The organism is Paraburkholderia sp. Ac-20347 (assembly GCF_017104805.1).
Taxonomy (GTDB): Bacteria; Pseudomonadota; Gammaproteobacteria; order Burkholderiales; family Burkholderiaceae; genus Paraburkholderia; species Paraburkholderia tropica.
Genome location: NZ_JAAGPN010000029.1, coordinates 36359 through 52028, shown reverse-complemented (window position 1 = coordinate 52028; position 15670 = coordinate 36359). Strand labels below are relative to the sequence as shown.

The window sequence follows — 15670 nt, the reverse complement described above, 5'->3', positions numbered from 1 at the left end:
CCCGGCACACCACCGATGGCGCCGACACCCGCGGCGGCCAGCGCCGGCGCGCGCACGAACACGGGCTCGGCCTTCTTGCGGGCGAGCGCGGCCTTGCGGGCGGCGGACAATCGGACAGTGGTGGCAGAGGGCAGGCCGGCGGCGCTCTCGTCGAGCGCGCGGCGCAACTCCTGCACGAACTCTAGTTCTTGTTTATCGAGAGCGGAGCTCATAGCGTGATTCCTTTGGCCTTGAGCGCCTGAGCCAGCGTATGCGTGGCCCGCGAGCAGTGCGTTTTCACACTGCCCTCGGAACAGCCCATGGCAGCGGCGGTTTCGGCGACATCCATATCTTCCCAGTAACGCATCAGAAACGCCTCCCGTTGACGTGCCGGCAATTTCTGGATTTCGTCGTCGATGAGCTGGAGGACCTGGGCGCGCTCCATCTGCTGCTCGCTGCTTTCCGCGCCGGGGGAGCCCGATTCGGCCTCGAAGGTTTCGAGCGGGTCGAAATCCTCGTCGTCGGCGCCGCTCAGCGAGGAGAACAGGCTCACCCACGTATTGCGTACTTTCTGCCGACGAAAATAGTCGTGCATCGTATTCTGAAGAATACGCTGGAAGAGCAGGGGGAGTTCGGCCGGGGGGCGATCGCCGTATTTTTCCGCGAGCTTGATCATCGCGTCCTGCACGATGTCGAGCGAGGCGTCGTCGTCGCGCACGGCGTAGACCGTCTGCTTGAACGCGCGTCTTTCGACGCCCGCCAGGAAATCGGCGAGTTCCTTGTCTGATGCCATCCGTTGCAGGGCGCCGCCACCAGCGTACGCGTAATCGTTCGAAAAATGTCGTAAAACTCGCGGATGCTAGCAAATTTTCGCGCCGGCGGGTGATCCGGGCGTCCACGCAGCCGTTTCGCGTCAGGTTGGACGCGGCGCGGATCATGTCCGGCGCCGCTGCCGCGCACTTTACCCGATCCGCGGCCCGCCGGTGTGGCTAAGCGCAGGGAAGCGCGGATGAAGACCGGTTTGAAGGTCGATGGCAAGCCGGCGCAGCGTTTTAGTAAGCAATTGCGGCTTTCATCGCGGCCACGTTCGATTGCTCAGATTGCCCATGCCGATGTTCGGTGCGCGTGCAAGCGTGATGCCCGACATTCGAAAATGCGCCACGAATCGACAATAAGCGCTTGACCGAATGCTTTCGAGCCGCTATCTTCGACGGTTCGCAACATAAGTGACTGTCTCAATTGAGATGAGCCCAAGAAGCTCATCTGTCAACTGGACGCGCCGCTTGAACCCGAGCCACAAGCCCGGCAGAGAGCACCCGATCAATTTTTTGCCGAAAATTCGAAAGGTGAATGATGAACATGCCCAGCGCGGAATTCTCCACGTCGGTCCCCCCCTCGCAAGAATCTGACCCTCAAGCTCAAAACTCCATCGGCGGAACCGTGCTGATGAAGGCGCTCGCCGACGAGCAGGTCGAATTCATCTGGGGCTATCCCGGCGGCTCGGTGCTCTACATTTACGACGAGCTGTACAAGCAGGACAAAATCCAGCACGTTCTCGTGCGCCACGAACAGGCAGCCGTGCACGCGGCCGACGCCTATGCGCGTTCGACCGGCAACGTCGGCGTGTGTCTCGTGACCTCGGGTCCTGGCGTCACCAACGCGGTGACCGGCATCGCAACGGCCTACATGGACTCGATCCCGATGGTGATCATCAGCGGCCAGGTGCCGACTGCCGCCATTGGTCAAGATGCGTTCCAGGAGTGCGATACGGTCGGCATCACGCGTCCCTGCGTGAAGCACAACTTCCTCGTGAAGGACGTGCGCGACCTCGCCGCCACCGTCAAGAAAGCTTTCTACATTGCGCGCACCGGCCGTCCCGGCCCCGTGCTGATCGACATTCCGAAGGACGTGTCGAAGACGCCGTGCGCGTACGAACCGGTCAAGAGCGTTTCGCTGCGCTCGTACAACCCGGTCACCAAGGGCCACTCGGGGCAGATCCGCAAGGCGGTGTCGCTGCTCCTGTCGGCCAAGCGTCCGTACATCTACACCGGCGGCGGCATCATCCTCGCGGATGCGTCGCGCGAACTGAACCAGTTCGCCGACCTGCTCGGCTACCCGGTCACGAACACGCTGATGGGTCTGGGCGGCTATCGCGCGAGCGACCGCAAGTTCCTCGGCATGCTCGGCATGCACGGCACCTACGAAGCCAACATGGCGATGCAGCACTGCGACGTGCTGATCGCGATCGGCGCGCGTTTCGACGACCGCGTGATCGGCGACCCGGCGCACTTCGCGTCGCGTCCGCGCAAGATCATTCACATCGACATCGACCCGTCGTCGATCTCGAAGCGCGTGAAGGTCGATATCCCCATCGTCGGCGACGTCAAGGAAGTGCTCAAGGAGCTCATCGAGCAACTGCAGCACGCCGAACACGGTCCGGACACGGCCGCGCTCGCCGACTGGTGGAAGGACATCGAAGGCTGGCGTGAAAAGAACTGCCTGAAGTTCGACCGTTCGAGCGACATCATCAAGCCGCAGTTCGTGGTCGAAAAGGCGTGGGAACTCACGGGCGGCAACGCTTTCGTGTGTTCGGACGTCGGCCAGCACCAGATGTGGGCCGCGCAGTTCTACCGCTTCAACCAGCCGCGCCGCTGGATCAACTCCGGTGGTCTCGGCACGATGGGCTTCGGCCTGCCGGCGGCGATGGGCGTGAAGATGGCCCACCCCGACGACGACGTGCTGTGCATCACGGGCGAAGGCTCGATCCAGATGTGCATTCAGGAGCTGTCGACCTGCAAGCAGTACGACACGCCCGTGAAGATCATTTCGCTGAACAACCGCTACCTCGGCATGGTCCGCCAATGGCAGCAGATCGAATACAGCAAGCGCTATTCGCATTCGTACATGGATGCGCTGCCTGACTTCGTGAAGCTCGCCGAAGCGTATGGCCACGTCGGCATGCGGATCGAAAAGACGGCCGATGTGGAGCCGGCGCTCAAAGAAGCGCTGCGCCTGAAGGACCGCACGGTGTTCCTCGATTTCCAGACCGACCCTTCCGAAAACGTCTGGCCGATGGTTCAGGCCGGCAAGGGCATCACCGAGATGCTGCTCGGCTCGGAAGACCTGTAACGGTATTTGCACGGCGCCGTTCCAACCCTGCGCGGCGCGCGTCCACACAACGGGCGCGCGGGTTCGCGGGGAAGGGCGGCAACCACGCTCACTGGATAAATCGCGGATCACATCATGAGACACATCATTTCCGTTCTGCTGGAAAACGAGCCGGGCGCGCTGTCGCGCGTCGTCGGCCTCTTCTCCGCACGCGGCTACAACATTGAAACCTTGACGGTGGCGCCGACCGAAGACCGTTCGCTGTCGCGCATGACCATCGTTTCCATTGGCTCGGACGACGTGATCGAACAGATCACGAAGCATCTGAACCGCCTGATCGAGGTGGTGAAAGTGGTCGACCTTACCGAGGGCGCCCACATCGAGCGCGAGCTGATGCTGATCAAGGTAAGGGCGGTCGGCAAGGAACGTGAGGAGATGAAGCGGATGGCGGATATTTTCCGTGGCCGCATCATCGACGTCACCGAAAAGACCTACACGATCGAACTGACGGGTGCGAGCGACAAGCTCGACGCGTTCATCGAGGCGCTCGACAGCACCGCGATTCTTGAAACCGTCCGTACGGGCGGCTCGGGCATCGGGCGCGGAGAGCGCATTCTGAAGGTGTGACCCGACACAGTCGATCTTGCACCGGAACTTGACCGGATGCGCGGCCCGCGACAAGCGACGACGCATCCGGCGCAGCACTAGCTAATTGCAGTACCGAAATTCACCAGACTCTCGCCAAGGAACCAACATGAAAGTTTTCTACGACAAGGACGCCGATCTCTCCCTCATCAAGGGCAAGCAGGTCACCATCATCGGTTACGGCTCGCAAGGCCATGCTCACGCGCTGAACCTGAAGGAAAGCGGCGTGAACGTCACGGTTGGCCTGCGCAAGAACGGCGCATCGTGGAGCAAGGCTGAGAACGCCGGTCTCCAGGTCAAGGAAGTGGCCGAAGCGGTGAAGAACGCCGACGTCGTCATGATGCTGCTGCCGGACGAGCAGATCGCCGACGTGTACGCGAAGGAAGTTCACGCGAACATCAAGAACGGCGCAGCCCTCGCGTTCGCGCACGGCTTCAACGTTCACTACGGCCAGGTGATCCCGCGTGCGGATCTGGACGTCATCATGATCGCGCCGAAGGCTCCGGGCCACACGGTTCGCGGCACCTACTCGCAAGGCGGCGGCGTGCCCCACCTGATCGCTGTCCACCAGGACAAGTCGGGCGCAGCACGTGACATCGCCCTGTCGTACGCAGCAGCGAACGGCGGCGGCCGTGCCGGCATCATCGAAACGAACTTCCGCGAAGAAACCGAAACCGACCTGTTCGGCGAACAAGCCGTGCTGTGCGGCGGTACGGTCGACCTGATCAAGGCCGGCTTCGAAACGCTGGTCGAAGCAGGTTACGCGCCGGAAATGGCGTACTTCGAGTGCCTGCACGAACTCAAGCTGATCGTCGACCTGATCTACGAAGGCGGCATCGCGAACATGAACTACTCGATCTCGAACAACGCCGAATACGGCGAGTACGTGACGGGTCCGCGCGTGATCACGGCCGAAACGAAGAAGGTCATGAAGGAAGTCCTGAAGGACATCCAGACCGGCGAATACGCGAAGAGCTTCATCCTCGAAAACAAGGCCGGCGCGCCGACGCTGCAATCGCGCCGCCGCCTGGGCGCCGAGCACCAGATCGAAGTGGTCGGTGCGAAGCTCCGCGCGATGATGCCGTGGATCGCTGCAAACAAGCTCGTCGACCAGTCGAAGAACTAATCTGACGGACTGAGTACGAGCTCGCGAGCGGTTTTGTACCGCTTCGCGACAGTGAGTGCCAAGAAAAGCCGCCCAGGTGGGACGAAGCCTGGGCGGCTTTTGCTATCCTACGGTTTTTAAAATAACAGCGAAGCCACCATGAATTACCCTCATCCGATCATCGCGCGCGAAGGCTGGCCGTTCATCGCCATTGCGGCCGTCGTGGCGCTCTTGATCCATGCGGTCGCAGGCTTCGGACTCGCATGGCCGTTCTGGCTGATCCTGATCTTCGTCGTCCAGTTCTTCCGCGATCCGCCGCGCCCGATTCCCACCCAGGCCAACGCCGTCCTGTGCCCCGCCGACGGCCGCATCGTCGCCGTGGAAACCGCGCACGACCCGTACGCCAACCGTGAAGCGCTGAAGATCAGCGTGTTCATGAACGTTTTCAACGTCCACTCGCAGCGCTCGCCCGTCGACGGCGCCGTCGCGAAGGTCGAATATTTCCCGGGCGCGTACCTGAACGCCGCCATCGACAAGGCCTCGACCGAGAACGAACGCAACGCCGTCGTGCTGACGATGGCCGACGGCACGACCGTCACGTCGGTGCAGATCGCGGGTCTGATCGCGCGCCGCATTCTCTGCTACGTGCGCGCAGGCGAGCCGCTCTCGCGCGGCCAGCGCTACGGCTTCATCCGCTTCGGCTCGCGCGTCGACGTGTATCTGCCGGTGGGTAGCCGTCCGCGTGTGTCGATCGGCGAGAAGGTGTCCGCCTCGTCGACGATTCTCGCCGAGCTGCCGACCCAATCGGCATAAGGAGGGCAGGTATGGCCGGATTCAAACCGCGTCGTCCCCGCAATCCCGGCGGCGGCCCGCTGCCGCGCCCGTTTCGCCGCAACAAGGCGGTGCAGGATCAGGTCGGCGTGGCGGCGAGCCGTCGCGCCGCGCGCCAGGATTTCCTGAAGAAGCGCGGCATTTATCTGCTGCCGAACGCGTTCACGACTGCGGCGCTGTTCTGCGGTTTCTTCGCGGTCGTGCAGGCGATGAACGTGCGCTTCGAAGTGGCGGCCATCGCCATTTTCGTGGCGATGGTGCTCGACGGCATGGACGGGCGCGTCGCGCGCATGACGCACTCGCAGAGCGCGTTCGGCGAGCAGTTCGACAGCCTTTCGGACATGGTGTCGTTCGGCGTCGCGCCGGCGCTCGTGATGTACGAGTGGGTGCTCAAGGATCTCGGGCGCTGGGGCTGGCTTGCGGCCTTCGTCTACTGCTCGGGCGCGGCGCTGCGCCTCGCGCGCTTCAACACCAACATCGGTTCGGTGGACAAGCGCTTCTTCCAGGGCTTGCCGAGCCCGGCCGCGGCCGCGCTGATCGCCGGTTTCGTCTGGCTCGCGACCGATAACCGCGTGCCGGTGAAGCTGTCGTGGCTGCCGTGGGTCGCTTTCGTGCTGACGATCTACGCGGGCGTGACGATGGTCTCGAACGCGCCGTTCTACAGCGGCAAGGCGCTCGACGTGCGGCATCGCGTGCCGTTCGCGGCCACGCTGCTCGTGGTGGTGGCGTTCGTGCTGGTGTCGTCGGATCCGCCGTTGATGCTGTTCGGCCTGTTCGTGCTCTATGGCCTGTCTGGCTATGTCTTCTGGGCGTATCAGGGGCTGCGCGGGCGCGCCAATCCGGCGCGTTCGTCGCCGCGCGAACGCTAGTTTCCGTCGCGAACACAGTGAAAGGGCCACGCGCGAGCGCGGCCCTTTTTCTTTTTCGCCAGCCTTTTTTCGCGCCGCGACGGCGCCGGACGGCGCTTTGCGCCCGCTGGTCTTATCGGATTGCGCTATCGCCGGTTTCCGGCTATAGTCGGGCGATGGACACCATCCAGTTCCCCCTCTTTTCCCTTCAAGCCGGCGCGCTGCTAAGCACGCTAGCGCTAGCGCGCCTGCCGCGCTGATCTCGCTCGCCCTCCGTAAGCCTCGTTCATTGTCAGCGTCGCCATCGGTGGCGCGAACACCCAAAATCCGTTTTTAGACACTGAACAAGTCCCCCCCGGAGACCCAAAATGGCAGCAGAAAAGCTCATCATTTTCGATACGACGTTGCGCGACGGCGAGCAGTCGCCCGGTGCGTCGATGACGAAGGAAGAGAAAATCCGCATCGCGAAGCAGCTCGAGCGGATGAAGGTCGACATCATCGAAGCGGGCTTCGCGGCCAGCTCGAACGGCGACTTCGACGCGATCCACACGATCGCCGGCATGGTCAAGGACAGCACGATCTGCTCGCTCGCCCGTGCGAACGACAAGGACATCCAGCGCGCCGCCGACGCGCTCAAGCCCGCCGACCACTTCCGCATTCACACCTTCATCGCCACGTCGCCGCTGCACATGGAGAAGAAGCTGCGCATGTCGCCGGAGCAGGTGCTCGAACAGGCGAAGCTGGCGGTGCGTTTCGCGCGCAAGTTCACCAACGACGTGGAGTTCTCGCCGGAAGACGGCAGCCGCTCGGACATGGACTTTCTGTGCCGCGTGCTCGAAGCCGTCATCAACGAAGGCGCGACCACGATCAACATCGCCGATACGGTCGGCTACGGCGTGCCGGAACTCTACGGCAACCTCGTGAAGACGCTGCGCGAGCGCATTCCGAACTCGGACAAGGCTGTGTTCTCGGTGCACTGCCATAACGACCTCGGCATGGCCGTGGCGAACTCGCTGGCCGGCGTGCAGATCGGCGGCGCGCGTCAGGTCGAGTGCACGATCAACGGTCTCGGCGAGCGCGCCGGCAATACGTCGCTCGAAGAAATCGTCATGGCCGTGAAGACCCGCAAGGACTACTTCGGCCTCGACCTCGGCATCGATACGTCGCAGATCGTGCCGGCCTCGAAGCTCGTCTCGCAGATCACCGGTTTCGTCGTGCAGCCGAACAAGGCGGTGGTGGGCGCAAACGCGTTCGCGCACGCGTCGGGCATTCACCAGGACGGCGTGCTCAAGGCGCGCGACACCTACGAAATCATGCGTGCGGAAGACGTGGGCTGGACCGCGAACAAGATCGTGCTCGGCAAGCTCTCGGGCCGCAACGCGTTCAAGCAGCGTCTGCAGGAACTCGGCGTGCAGCTCGAAAGCGAAGCCGAACTCAACAGCGCGTTCGCCCGCTTCAAGGAACTCGCCGACCGCAAGTCGGAGATTTTCGACGAAGACATCATGTCGATCGTCACCGAGGAATCGGCCGAGCAGCAAGAGAAGGAACACTACAAGTTCATCGCGCTCTCGCAGCGTTCGGAAACCGGCGAGCGTCCGCACGCGCGCATCGTGTTCTCGGCGGACGGCTCGGAAGTGACGGGCGAAGCCGCGGGTAACGGCCCGGTCGACGCAACCTTCAACGCGATCGAAACCGAAGTGGGCAGCGGTTCGGAACTGCTGCTGTACTCGGTGAACGCGATCACGACCGGCACGCAGGCGCAGGGCGAAGTGACGGTGCGTCTGTCGAAGGGCGGCCGCATCGTGAACGGCGTGGGTACCGATCCGGATATCGTCGCGGCGTCGGCCAAGGCGTACATCTCGGCGCTCAACAAGCTCTACTCGTCGGACACGAACAAGCTCAATCCGCAGCTCTCGTAAGCGTTCGGCCGGCGCGTCGCCTCGTGCGGCGCGCGCCAATGAAAAACCCCCGCGTTCGCGAGAGCGCGGGGGTTTTGTTTTGCCGGGTCAGGTCCGGATCAGAAGCGGGCGCGCAGATCCGGATCGTGCAGCGGATCGGGCGTTTTCTGCGTGAGGCGCAGGATGCCCTGATCGTCGAAATAGAAGCTGTAGAGCATGTACCAGACGCCGTCTTCCAGATAGCGATAAGTCCACGCTTCCTTCTTCATCAGCGGGAAGTAGGACGTGTCGACCGGGCGGCCGAAGTTCACGAGCACGTCGGCGCGCGTCCATTTGCCGATCTCGGCCTTGTAGAACTCGTTCGGTTGCAGCACCTGGCGCACGTTGACGACCTTGCCGTTCTTGTCGATGTCGGTGGCCGTGGTGACTTCGCCCATCGGCTGCGTGGGCCACATCAGGCGCTTGCCGCCGTCGGGCAGGTCGTAGACTTCGCGCGGCTGGCCGAAGCGGGCGATCACGGACTGGGCGTCGTCGCCCGCGTGGAATTGCTGCCAGGGCTGCGCGCAGCCCGCGAGCGCGAGCGCGAGCGCGCCGAGGCCCGCGAGCAGGGCGCGGCGCGGCGCGCGTGGCGCCTCGCGCATGATGGCGCTCAGCGTGACGATAGCGGAGGAAAGGCGGTCGAACATGAATTGCTCCCCGGGGCGCCGTGCGAACCGGCACCGAATATGGAACCGTTATTTTGACACGTCGCGATCACGGCGGGCTTGCGGGCGTGCGCCGGTGCGCCCTATGATCCGCGCTTTATTCGAGTTTGCGTAGCGAGAGGGCAGAGCGCATGACGGCACGATTCACGCGGTATTTCACCCACGCCCCGGCGCTGTTGACGCTGGCGGCGGCGCTCCTGAGCGTGGCGGCCCCGGGCGCGCTGCGTACGGCGGACGCCGCCGAGGCAAGCGGCGTTGCGGCAGGCAAGCCGATCCAGCTCGCGCTGATCGAAGGCATGTCCGGCCCGTTCGCCGATGCGGGCGCGGCGGTCGAGCGCAACCTGCGTTTCGGCGTGGAGCGCGTGAACGCGCAGGGCGGCGTGGCGCTGCCCGACGGGCGGCATCCGCTCGAACTGGTCGTGCTCGACAGCAAGGGCAGTACCGAAGCCGCGCTGATGCAGCTACGCGCGGCGCAGGACCGCCACATCGGCTTCGTCATGCAGGGCAACAGCTCGGCAGTGGCGGCGGCGCTGGTGACAGCCATCGACCGTCAGAACACGCGCGAGCCCGACAACCGCGAGCTGTTCCTCAACTATTCCGCCGACGATCCCGCGCTGACCAACGCGAATTGCAGCTTCTGGCACTTCCGCTTCGACGCGCACGCGGGCATGCGCATGGACGCGCTCGCCGACGTGATCGCCGCCGACAAATCGGTCAAGAAGGTCTACCTGCTCAATCAGGACTACAGCTTCGGTCACGACGTGAGCACGCTCGCGCGCTCGGCGCTGGCAAAGGACCGGCCCGATATCGCGATCGTCGGCGACGAGTTTCATCCGATCGGCCGCGTGAAGGATTTTGCGCCGTATATCGCGAAGATCCGCGCGGCGGGCGCCGACGCGGTCGTCACGGGCAACTGGGGCAACGACCTCACGCTGCTGGTGAAGGCGGCGCGCGAGCAGGGCCTCGACGCGAAGTTCTACACCTTCTACGGCAACAGCCTCGGCGCGCCGGCCGCGCTCGGCGACGCGGGCGTCAAGCACGTGATCGCCGTGGCCGACTGGCACCCGAACGCGGGCGGCGCGGCCTCCGACGCGTGGTACAAGGCATTCCGCGCGCGCTACCCGGCGGCACAGGACGACTACCCGGTGCTGCGCATGTCGATGATGGTCGAAATGCTCGCCCAGGCGATGACGAAGGCGGGTTCGGCCGATCCAGCGGCGGTCGCGAAGGCGCTCGAAGGGCTGCGTTTCGACAACGGCTTCCATCCGATCCTGATGCGCGCCGACGATCATCAGGCGATCCAGCCCCTTTACGTCATGCAGATGGACAGGCAGGGCACGGCGGGCGTGCGCTACGACAACGAGGGCTCCGGCTACGGTTTTCGCACCGTGCTGGCGCTGCCGGCGGAGCGTACCGCGCCCGCGACGGTCTGCAAGATGAAGCGTCCGTGAACGCGTCGTGACAGGCGGGTTCGCGGCGCATGGCCGCTGTGCTACAATACGCGCCTTGTCGAAAATCTCGGCAAGGCTTCATCGAAGTAGAAGCAGCTGTAAAAACCTCGTAGTTGCAACTAACCACGGCACGGCCGTTCTTCCGTGACCGCTTGTTTGTTTCAAAGGAAAAGCAAATGTCCGTAGCAGATATCAAGAAGTCCGACATCGTCGCGCAATTCGCGCGCGGCACCGGCGACACGGGTTCGCCCGAAGTTCAGGTTGCACTCCTGACGTCGCGTATCAACGAGCTGACTGGCCACTTCAAGTCGCACGCAAAGGATCACCACAGCCGTCGTGGTCTGCTGCGCATGGTGAGCCGCCGTCGCAAGCTGCTCGACTACCTGAAGGGCAAGGACGCTGATCGTTACCGCGCACTGATCGAAAAGCTGGGTCTGCGCAAGTAACCGGAAGGTCTTCCAGAAAGATGCCTGTGTCAGTTCCACTGATACAGGCATTTTGTTTTTGAACGGTACGCTTCTCGCGATGCGTATCGGCTGGCAGTACAAGGCAGTAGCAGGAAAACGCAGGGCAAACGCAGGAAAACGCAGTACCGCAGCACAAAGCAGCCAGGGCCGGACTTCGGGGCAGAGCTTTGTGTCATTCCAGCAGATCGTGCGCGGCCGATGGCCGCGGGGGCGCGCTCAACGCACCCGCGCGCTCCGCTGGAATGGCATAACACTCCTCTTCCCGCGCGGTGCCGGAACCTTGACTTGCCGTGACGTCCGCGTGTGCGGGCGCCGCATAACAAATGAGTAAGGAGTGAGTGACCATGACCATGTTCAATAAAGTCGTGAAGGAATTCAAATGGGGCCAGCACAATGTGCGCCTCGAAACCGGTGAAATCGCCCGTCAGGCGAGCGGCGCCGTCATCGTCGACGTCGAAGACACCGTGGTGCTCGCGACCGTCGTCGGCGCGAAGACGGCCAAGCCGGGTCAAGACTTCTTCCCGCTCACCGTCGATTACCTCGAGAAGACCTATTCGGCCGGCAAGATCCCGGGCGGTTTCTTCCGCCGCGAAGGCCGTCCGTCGGAAGGCGAAACGCTGATCTCGCGCCTGATCGACCGTCCGCTGCGCCCGCTGTTCCCGGAAGGCTTCTACAACGAAGTCCAGGTCGTGATCCACGTCCTGTCGATCAACCCGGAAGTCCCGGCTGACATCCCCGCGCTGATCGGCGCGTCGGCTGCGCTGGCGATCTCGGGTCTGCCGTTCAACGGCCCGGTCGGCGCTGCGCGCGTGGCCTACATCAACAACGAATACGTCCTGAACCCGACGCGTTCGCAAAGCAAGCAGTCGCGCCTCGACCTCGTGGTCGCCGGCACGGAACGCGCTGTGCTGATGGTGGAATCGGAAGCCGACCAGCTGCCGGAAGACGTGATGCTCGGCGCGGTCGTGTTCGGCCACGAGCAGATGCAAACGGCGATCGACGCGATCCACGAACTGGTTCGCGACGGCGGCAAGCCCGAGTGGGACTGGCAGCCGGCCCCGAAGAACGAAGCGCTGATCGCGCGCGTCGCGGAAATCGCTCACAGCGACCTGCTCGCCGCGTACCAGCTGCGCGACAAGCAGCAACGTTCGGCCAAGCTGAAGGAAGTCTACGCAGCAACGTCGGCGAAGCTCGAAGAAGACGCGGCTGCGGCCGGCACGACGGCGGCCGACAAGGCGACCGTCGGCAACATGCTGTTCGACATCGAAGCCAAGATCGTCCGTTCGCAGATCCTGAACGGCGAGCCGCGTATCGACGGCCGTGACACGCGCACGGTTCGCCCGATCGAAATCCGTACGGGCGTGCTGCCGCGCACCCACGGTTCGGCACTGTTCACGCGTGGCGAAACGCAGGCGCTGGTCGTCGCGACGCTCGGCACCAAGGGCGATGAGCAGATCATCGACGCGCTCGAAGGCGAGTACCGCGACCGCTTCATGCTCCACTACAACATGCCTCCGTTCGCCACCGGCGAAACGGGCCGTGTTGGTTCGCCCAAGCGCCGCGAAGTCGGCCACGGCCGTCTGGCCAAGCGCGCGCTGGTCGCGTGCCTGCCGAGCGCTGAAGAATTCGGCTACTCGATCCGCGTCGTCTCGGAAATCACCGAGTCGAACGGTTCGTCGTCGATGGCTTCGGTCTGCGGCGGCTGCCTCGCACTGATGGACGCCGGCGTGCCGATGAAGGCGCACGTCGCCGGTATCGCGATGGGCCTGATCCTCGAAGACAACAAGTTCGCGGTGCTGACCGACATCCTCGGCGATGAAGATCACCTCGGCGACATGGACTTCAAGGTTGCGGGTACGGAAGCTGGCGTGACCGCGCTGCAGATGGACATCAAGATCCAGGGCATCACCAAGGAAATCATGCAGGTTGCGCTCGCGCAAGCGCACGAAGCGCGTCTGCATATCCTCGGCAAGATGACCTCGGCGGTGTCGGGCGTGAACACGGAGCTGTCGGCTTACGCTCCGCGCATGATCACCATCAAGATCAACCCGGAAAAGATCCGCGACGTGATCGGCAAGGGCGGTTCGGTGATCCGCGCGCTGACGGAAGAAACCGGCACGACGATCGACATCTCGGACGACGGCGTCGTGACGATCGCTTCGACCTCGAGCGAAGGCATGGCCGAAGCGAAGAAGCGCATCGAGAACATCACGGCTGAAGTCGAAGTGGGCCAGGTGTACGAAGGCGCGGTCCTCAAGCTGCTGGACTTCGGCGCGATCGTGAACCTGCTGCCGGGCAAGGATGGTCTGCTGCACATCTCCGAAATCGCCAACGAGCGCATCAAGGACATCAACGACTACCTGAAGGAAGGCCAGATCGTTAAGGTCAAGGTCATCCAGACGGATGAGAAGGGTCGTGTGCGTCTGTCGGCGAAGGCTCTGCTGAACGAAGGCAATGCACCGCAAGGCGAACCGCAGCAGTAAGGCGGCAAGCTGAAACGGCCGGCAGCGCGATGAGCGCGCCGGCCGTTTTTTTATGAGAATGTCGGAAGCGATTACCGTGCGTCCGCAATGCGGGCGCGACATCATTCATGCGCGGGGCGCGCAGCCCTTGGGAGACCCGAGATGAAGGCCGTTGAGATAACCGAATTCGGTGCGCCGGACGTGCTCAAGCTGACCGAGCGCCCGACCCCCGAACCGAAGGCCGGCGAGGTGCTGATCAAGGTGAGCGCGTCGGGTGTGAATCGTCCGGACGTGTTTCAGCGCAAGGGTTCGTATGCGCCGCCGCCGGGTATTTCCGATCTGCCGGGCCTCGAGGTCGCGGGCGAGATCGTCGGCGGCACGCTCGACGAGAAGCACAATCCGTTCGGTCTGAAGATCGGCGATCGCGTGTGCGCGCTGATCGCGGGCGGCGGTTACGCCGAATACGTGGTCGCGCCGCTCGGCCAGTGTCTGCCGGTGCCGCAAGGTCTGACGGACGTCGAGGCCGCGTCGCTGCCCGAAACGTTCTTCACGGTGTGGAGCAACGTGTTCCAGCGCGCGCAGCTCGGCAAGGGCGAGGGCGGCGAAAACGAAACGCTGATGGTGCAGGGCGGTTCGAGCGGCATCGGCGTGACGGCGATCCAGATCGCGCACGCGCTCGGTTTCCGCGTGTTCGCGACGGCGGGCTCGGACGAGAAGTGCCGCGCCTGCGAGGCGCTCGGCGCGGAACGGGCGATCAACTATCGCACCGAGGATTTCGTCGACGTCGTGAAGTCGCTCACGCACGATCGCGGCGTGGACGTGATTCTCGACATGGTGGCGGGCGGCTACGTGCCGCGCGAACTGTCGGCGCTCGCGACGGGCGGCCGTATCGTGCTGATCGCGACGCTCGGCGGTTCGAAGTCGGAGCTCAATATGGGCGAGATCCTGCGCCGCCGTCTGACGGTCACGGGTTCCACGCTGCGCGCGCGTTCGGTCGATTTCAAGGCGCAGATCGCGCAGGAACTGAAGACGAACGTGTGGCCGTTGATCGAAGAGGGCCGCATCAAGCCGGTCGTGTTCAAGGTGTTTCCTGCCGCGCAGGCCGCCGAGGCGCACGCGCTCATGGAGAGCAGCGAGCACATCGGCAAGATCGTGCTCGACTGGTCTTGATCAGCCTGATCGGCTGGTGCAGAGCGCGAATACGCCGGAAACCGGCGTCGTCAAAGCGTCCAAACCGGTTCGAGCTTGATTTTTCGAGGCTTTTTCGACGCGTTTTTTCGCCGATCGGGTGTCTGCCGGTTTGACCCGTCCGGATTACGCACAGTAAAATAGTGTGTTTTGCGTCCGCTTTTAACAGCAACCGAAACAATGACGAATCAACGATCGAAGCTCGTAGTCGGTAACTGGAAGATGCATGGCCGCCTGGCGGCCAATGCGGCACTGCTCGAAGGCGTCGCGCAAGGCGCGCAGGCGCTGCCCGCGGACGTGCGCGTCGGCGTGTGCGTGCCGTTCCCTTATCTCGCGCAGGCTCAGGCGTTGCTCGGCGGCAGCCGGGTCGTGTGGGGCGCGCAGGACGTGTCGGCGCACGAACAGGGCGCCTACACGGGCGAAGTCGCGGCCGGCATGATCGCCGACTTCGAGGCGGGTTTCGCGATTGTTGGTCACTCGGAGCGTCGCGCGTATCACGGCGAGAGCTCGGAGCTCGTCGCGGTCAAGACGCAGCGCGCGCTGGCGGCCGGCATCAAGCCGATTGTCTGCGTGGGCGAAACGCTGGAACAGCGCGAAAACGGCGCGACCGAGCAGGTCGTCGGCGCGCAGCTCGATGCGGTGCTGGCGGTGTTGTCGGTGGAAGAGGCGGCGCGTATCGTCGTCGCGTACGAGCCGGTCTGGGCCATTGGCACGGGCAAGAGCGCAAGCTCGGAGCAGGCGCAGCAGGTGCACGCGTTTCTGCGCGCGAAGCTGGCGGCGAAGGGCACGCAAGTGGCCGACGTGCCGCTGCTCTACGGCGGCAGCGTGAAGCCGGACAACGCGGCGGAGCTGTTCCGTCAGGCCGACATCGACGGCGGCCTGATCGGCGGCGCGGCGCTGAAGGCACAGGATTTTCTCGCGATCTGCGCGGCCGCTGCGGCGGGCGCGAGCGTCGCGGGCTGAAGGTAAAGCCAGGCCGGTGTG

At 63.9% G+C, this 15670-nt stretch carries 14 protein-coding genes; 11 read left to right on the top strand and 3 right to left on the bottom strand.

Annotated features, from left to right (window positions below; translation table 11 throughout):
* Both G3N97_RS08690 and G3N97_RS08685 read right to left on the bottom strand, forming a co-directional pair.
* On the bottom strand, positions 1-212 hold a 212-nt coding region (locus G3N97_RS08690), incomplete at its 3' end, for a DUF3619 family protein (protein WP_205992847.1).
* The gene (locus G3N97_RS08685) at positions 209-772 is read right to left on the bottom strand and encodes an RNA polymerase sigma factor (protein WP_065064549.1); all 564 of its coding nucleotides are present in this window, start codon (positions 770-772) and stop codon (positions 209-211) included. The genes G3N97_RS08685 and G3N97_RS08690, both read right to left, overlap by 4 nt.
* A gap of 560 nt (positions 773-1332) precedes the next feature.
* On the opposite strand from G3N97_RS08685, the gene G3N97_RS08680 reads away from it, so the two are divergent.
* From G3N97_RS08680 to G3N97_RS08655, 6 genes are all read left to right on the top strand, one after another.
* The gene (locus G3N97_RS08680; RefSeq protein ID WP_065064646.1) at positions 1333-3108 is read left to right on the top strand and encodes an acetolactate synthase 3 catalytic subunit; all 1776 of its coding nucleotides are present in this window, start codon (positions 1333-1335) and stop codon (positions 3106-3108) included.
* 114 nt (positions 3109-3222) lie between these two features.
* Positions 3223-3714 carry an acetolactate synthase small subunit gene (gene ilvN, locus G3N97_RS08675; protein ID WP_065064551.1) on the top strand — a complete coding sequence of 164 codons (492 nt, stop codon included), beginning with the start codon at positions 3223-3225 and terminating at the stop codon, positions 3712-3714.
* A gap of 127 nt (positions 3715-3841) precedes the next feature.
* Entirely contained in the window at positions 3842-4858 is a 1017-nt protein-coding gene (gene ilvC, locus G3N97_RS08670) for a ketol-acid reductoisomerase (protein WP_065064553.1), read from the top strand.
* A 138-nt stretch (positions 4859-4996) separates the two neighbouring features.
* Positions 4997-5650, top strand: a complete 654-nt coding sequence (locus G3N97_RS08665; RefSeq protein WP_035534386.1) for a phosphatidylserine decarboxylase — start codon at positions 4997-4999, stop codon at positions 5648-5650.
* A gap of 11 nt (positions 5651-5661) precedes the next feature.
* On the top strand, positions 5662-6537 hold the full coding sequence (gene pssA / locus G3N97_RS08660) for a CDP-diacylglycerol--serine O-phosphatidyltransferase (protein ID WP_205992846.1): 876 nt from the start codon (positions 5662-5664) through the stop codon (positions 6535-6537).
* Between the two features lie 347 nt (positions 6538-6884).
* On the top strand, positions 6885-8435 hold the full coding sequence (locus tag G3N97_RS08655) for a 2-isopropylmalate synthase (RefSeq protein ID WP_205992845.1): 1551 nt from the start codon (positions 6885-6887) through the stop codon (positions 8433-8435).
* Between the two features lie 98 nt (positions 8436-8533).
* Here the strand turns inward: G3N97_RS08655 and G3N97_RS08650 are convergent, their stop codons facing one another.
* Positions 8534-9055 (bottom strand): hypothetical protein, encoded by a 522-nt coding sequence (locus tag G3N97_RS08650; protein ID WP_241030472.1) that lies wholly within the window; start codon positions 9053-9055, stop codon positions 8534-8536.
* Between the two features lie 194 nt (positions 9056-9249).
* On the opposite strand from G3N97_RS08650, the gene G3N97_RS08645 reads away from it, so the two are divergent.
* From G3N97_RS08645 to tpiA, 5 genes are all read left to right on the top strand, one after another.
* Entirely contained in the window at positions 9250-10569 is a 1320-nt protein-coding gene (locus G3N97_RS08645; protein ID WP_205992844.1) for a branched-chain amino acid ABC transporter substrate-binding protein, read from the top strand.
* Positions 10570-10745: 176 nt separating this feature from the next.
* The gene (gene rpsO, locus G3N97_RS08640) at positions 10746-11015 is read left to right on the top strand and encodes a 30S ribosomal protein S15 (RefSeq protein WP_027795476.1); all 270 of its coding nucleotides are present in this window, start codon (positions 10746-10748) and stop codon (positions 11013-11015) included.
* A gap of 365 nt (positions 11016-11380) precedes the next feature.
* On the top strand, positions 11381-13519 hold the full coding sequence (pnp, locus tag G3N97_RS08635) for a polyribonucleotide nucleotidyltransferase (protein ID WP_074984817.1): 2139 nt from the start codon (positions 11381-11383) through the stop codon (positions 13517-13519).
* A gap of 141 nt (positions 13520-13660) precedes the next feature.
* Positions 13661-14668: an NAD(P)H-quinone oxidoreductase gene (locus tag G3N97_RS08630; RefSeq protein WP_205992843.1), complete on the top strand. Its 1008-nt coding sequence runs from the start codon at positions 13661-13663 to the stop codon at positions 14666-14668.
* A gap of 198 nt (positions 14669-14866) precedes the next feature.
* A complete protein-coding gene (tpiA, locus tag G3N97_RS08625) occupies positions 14867-15649 on the top strand; it encodes a triose-phosphate isomerase (protein ID WP_205992842.1) in 783 nt (260 codons plus the stop codon).
* Positions 15650-15670 lie beyond the last annotated feature (21 nt).

Coding starts and splice junctions, on each gene's coding strand:
- G3N97_RS08680 (WP_065064646.1), top strand. CDS start 1,333: ATGAACATGCCCAGCGCGGAATTCTCCACGTCGGTCCCCCCCTCGCAA.
- ilvN (WP_065064551.1), top strand. CDS start 3,223: ATGAGACACATCATTTCCGTTCTGCTGGAAAACGAGCCGGGCGCGCTG.
- G3N97_RS08650 (WP_241030472.1), bottom strand. CDS start 9,055: ATGCGCGAGGCGCCACGCGCGCCGCGCCGCGCCCTGCTCGCGGGCCTC.
- ilvC (WP_065064553.1), top strand. CDS start 3,842: ATGAAAGTTTTCTACGACAAGGACGCCGATCTCTCCCTCATCAAGGGC.
- G3N97_RS08655 (WP_205992845.1), top strand. CDS start 6,885: ATGGCAGCAGAAAAGCTCATCATTTTCGATACGACGTTGCGCGACGGC.
- G3N97_RS08630 (WP_205992843.1), top strand. CDS start 13,661: ATGAAGGCCGTTGAGATAACCGAATTCGGTGCGCCGGACGTGCTCAAG.
- G3N97_RS08645 (WP_205992844.1), top strand. CDS start 9,250: ATGACGGCACGATTCACGCGGTATTTCACCCACGCCCCGGCGCTGTTG.
- G3N97_RS08665 (WP_035534386.1), top strand. CDS start 4,997: ATGAATTACCCTCATCCGATCATCGCGCGCGAAGGCTGGCCGTTCATC.
- tpiA (WP_205992842.1), top strand. CDS start 14,867: ATGACGAATCAACGATCGAAGCTCGTAGTCGGTAACTGGAAGATGCAT.
- pnp (WP_074984817.1), top strand. CDS start 11,381: ATGACCATGTTCAATAAAGTCGTGAAGGAATTCAAATGGGGCCAGCAC.
- G3N97_RS08685 (WP_065064549.1), bottom strand. CDS start 772: ATGGCATCAGACAAGGAACTCGCCGATTTCCTGGCGGGCGTCGAAAGA.
- pssA (WP_205992846.1), top strand. CDS start 5,662: ATGGCCGGATTCAAACCGCGTCGTCCCCGCAATCCCGGCGGCGGCCCG.
- rpsO (WP_027795476.1), top strand. CDS start 10,746: ATGTCCGTAGCAGATATCAAGAAGTCCGACATCGTCGCGCAATTCGCG.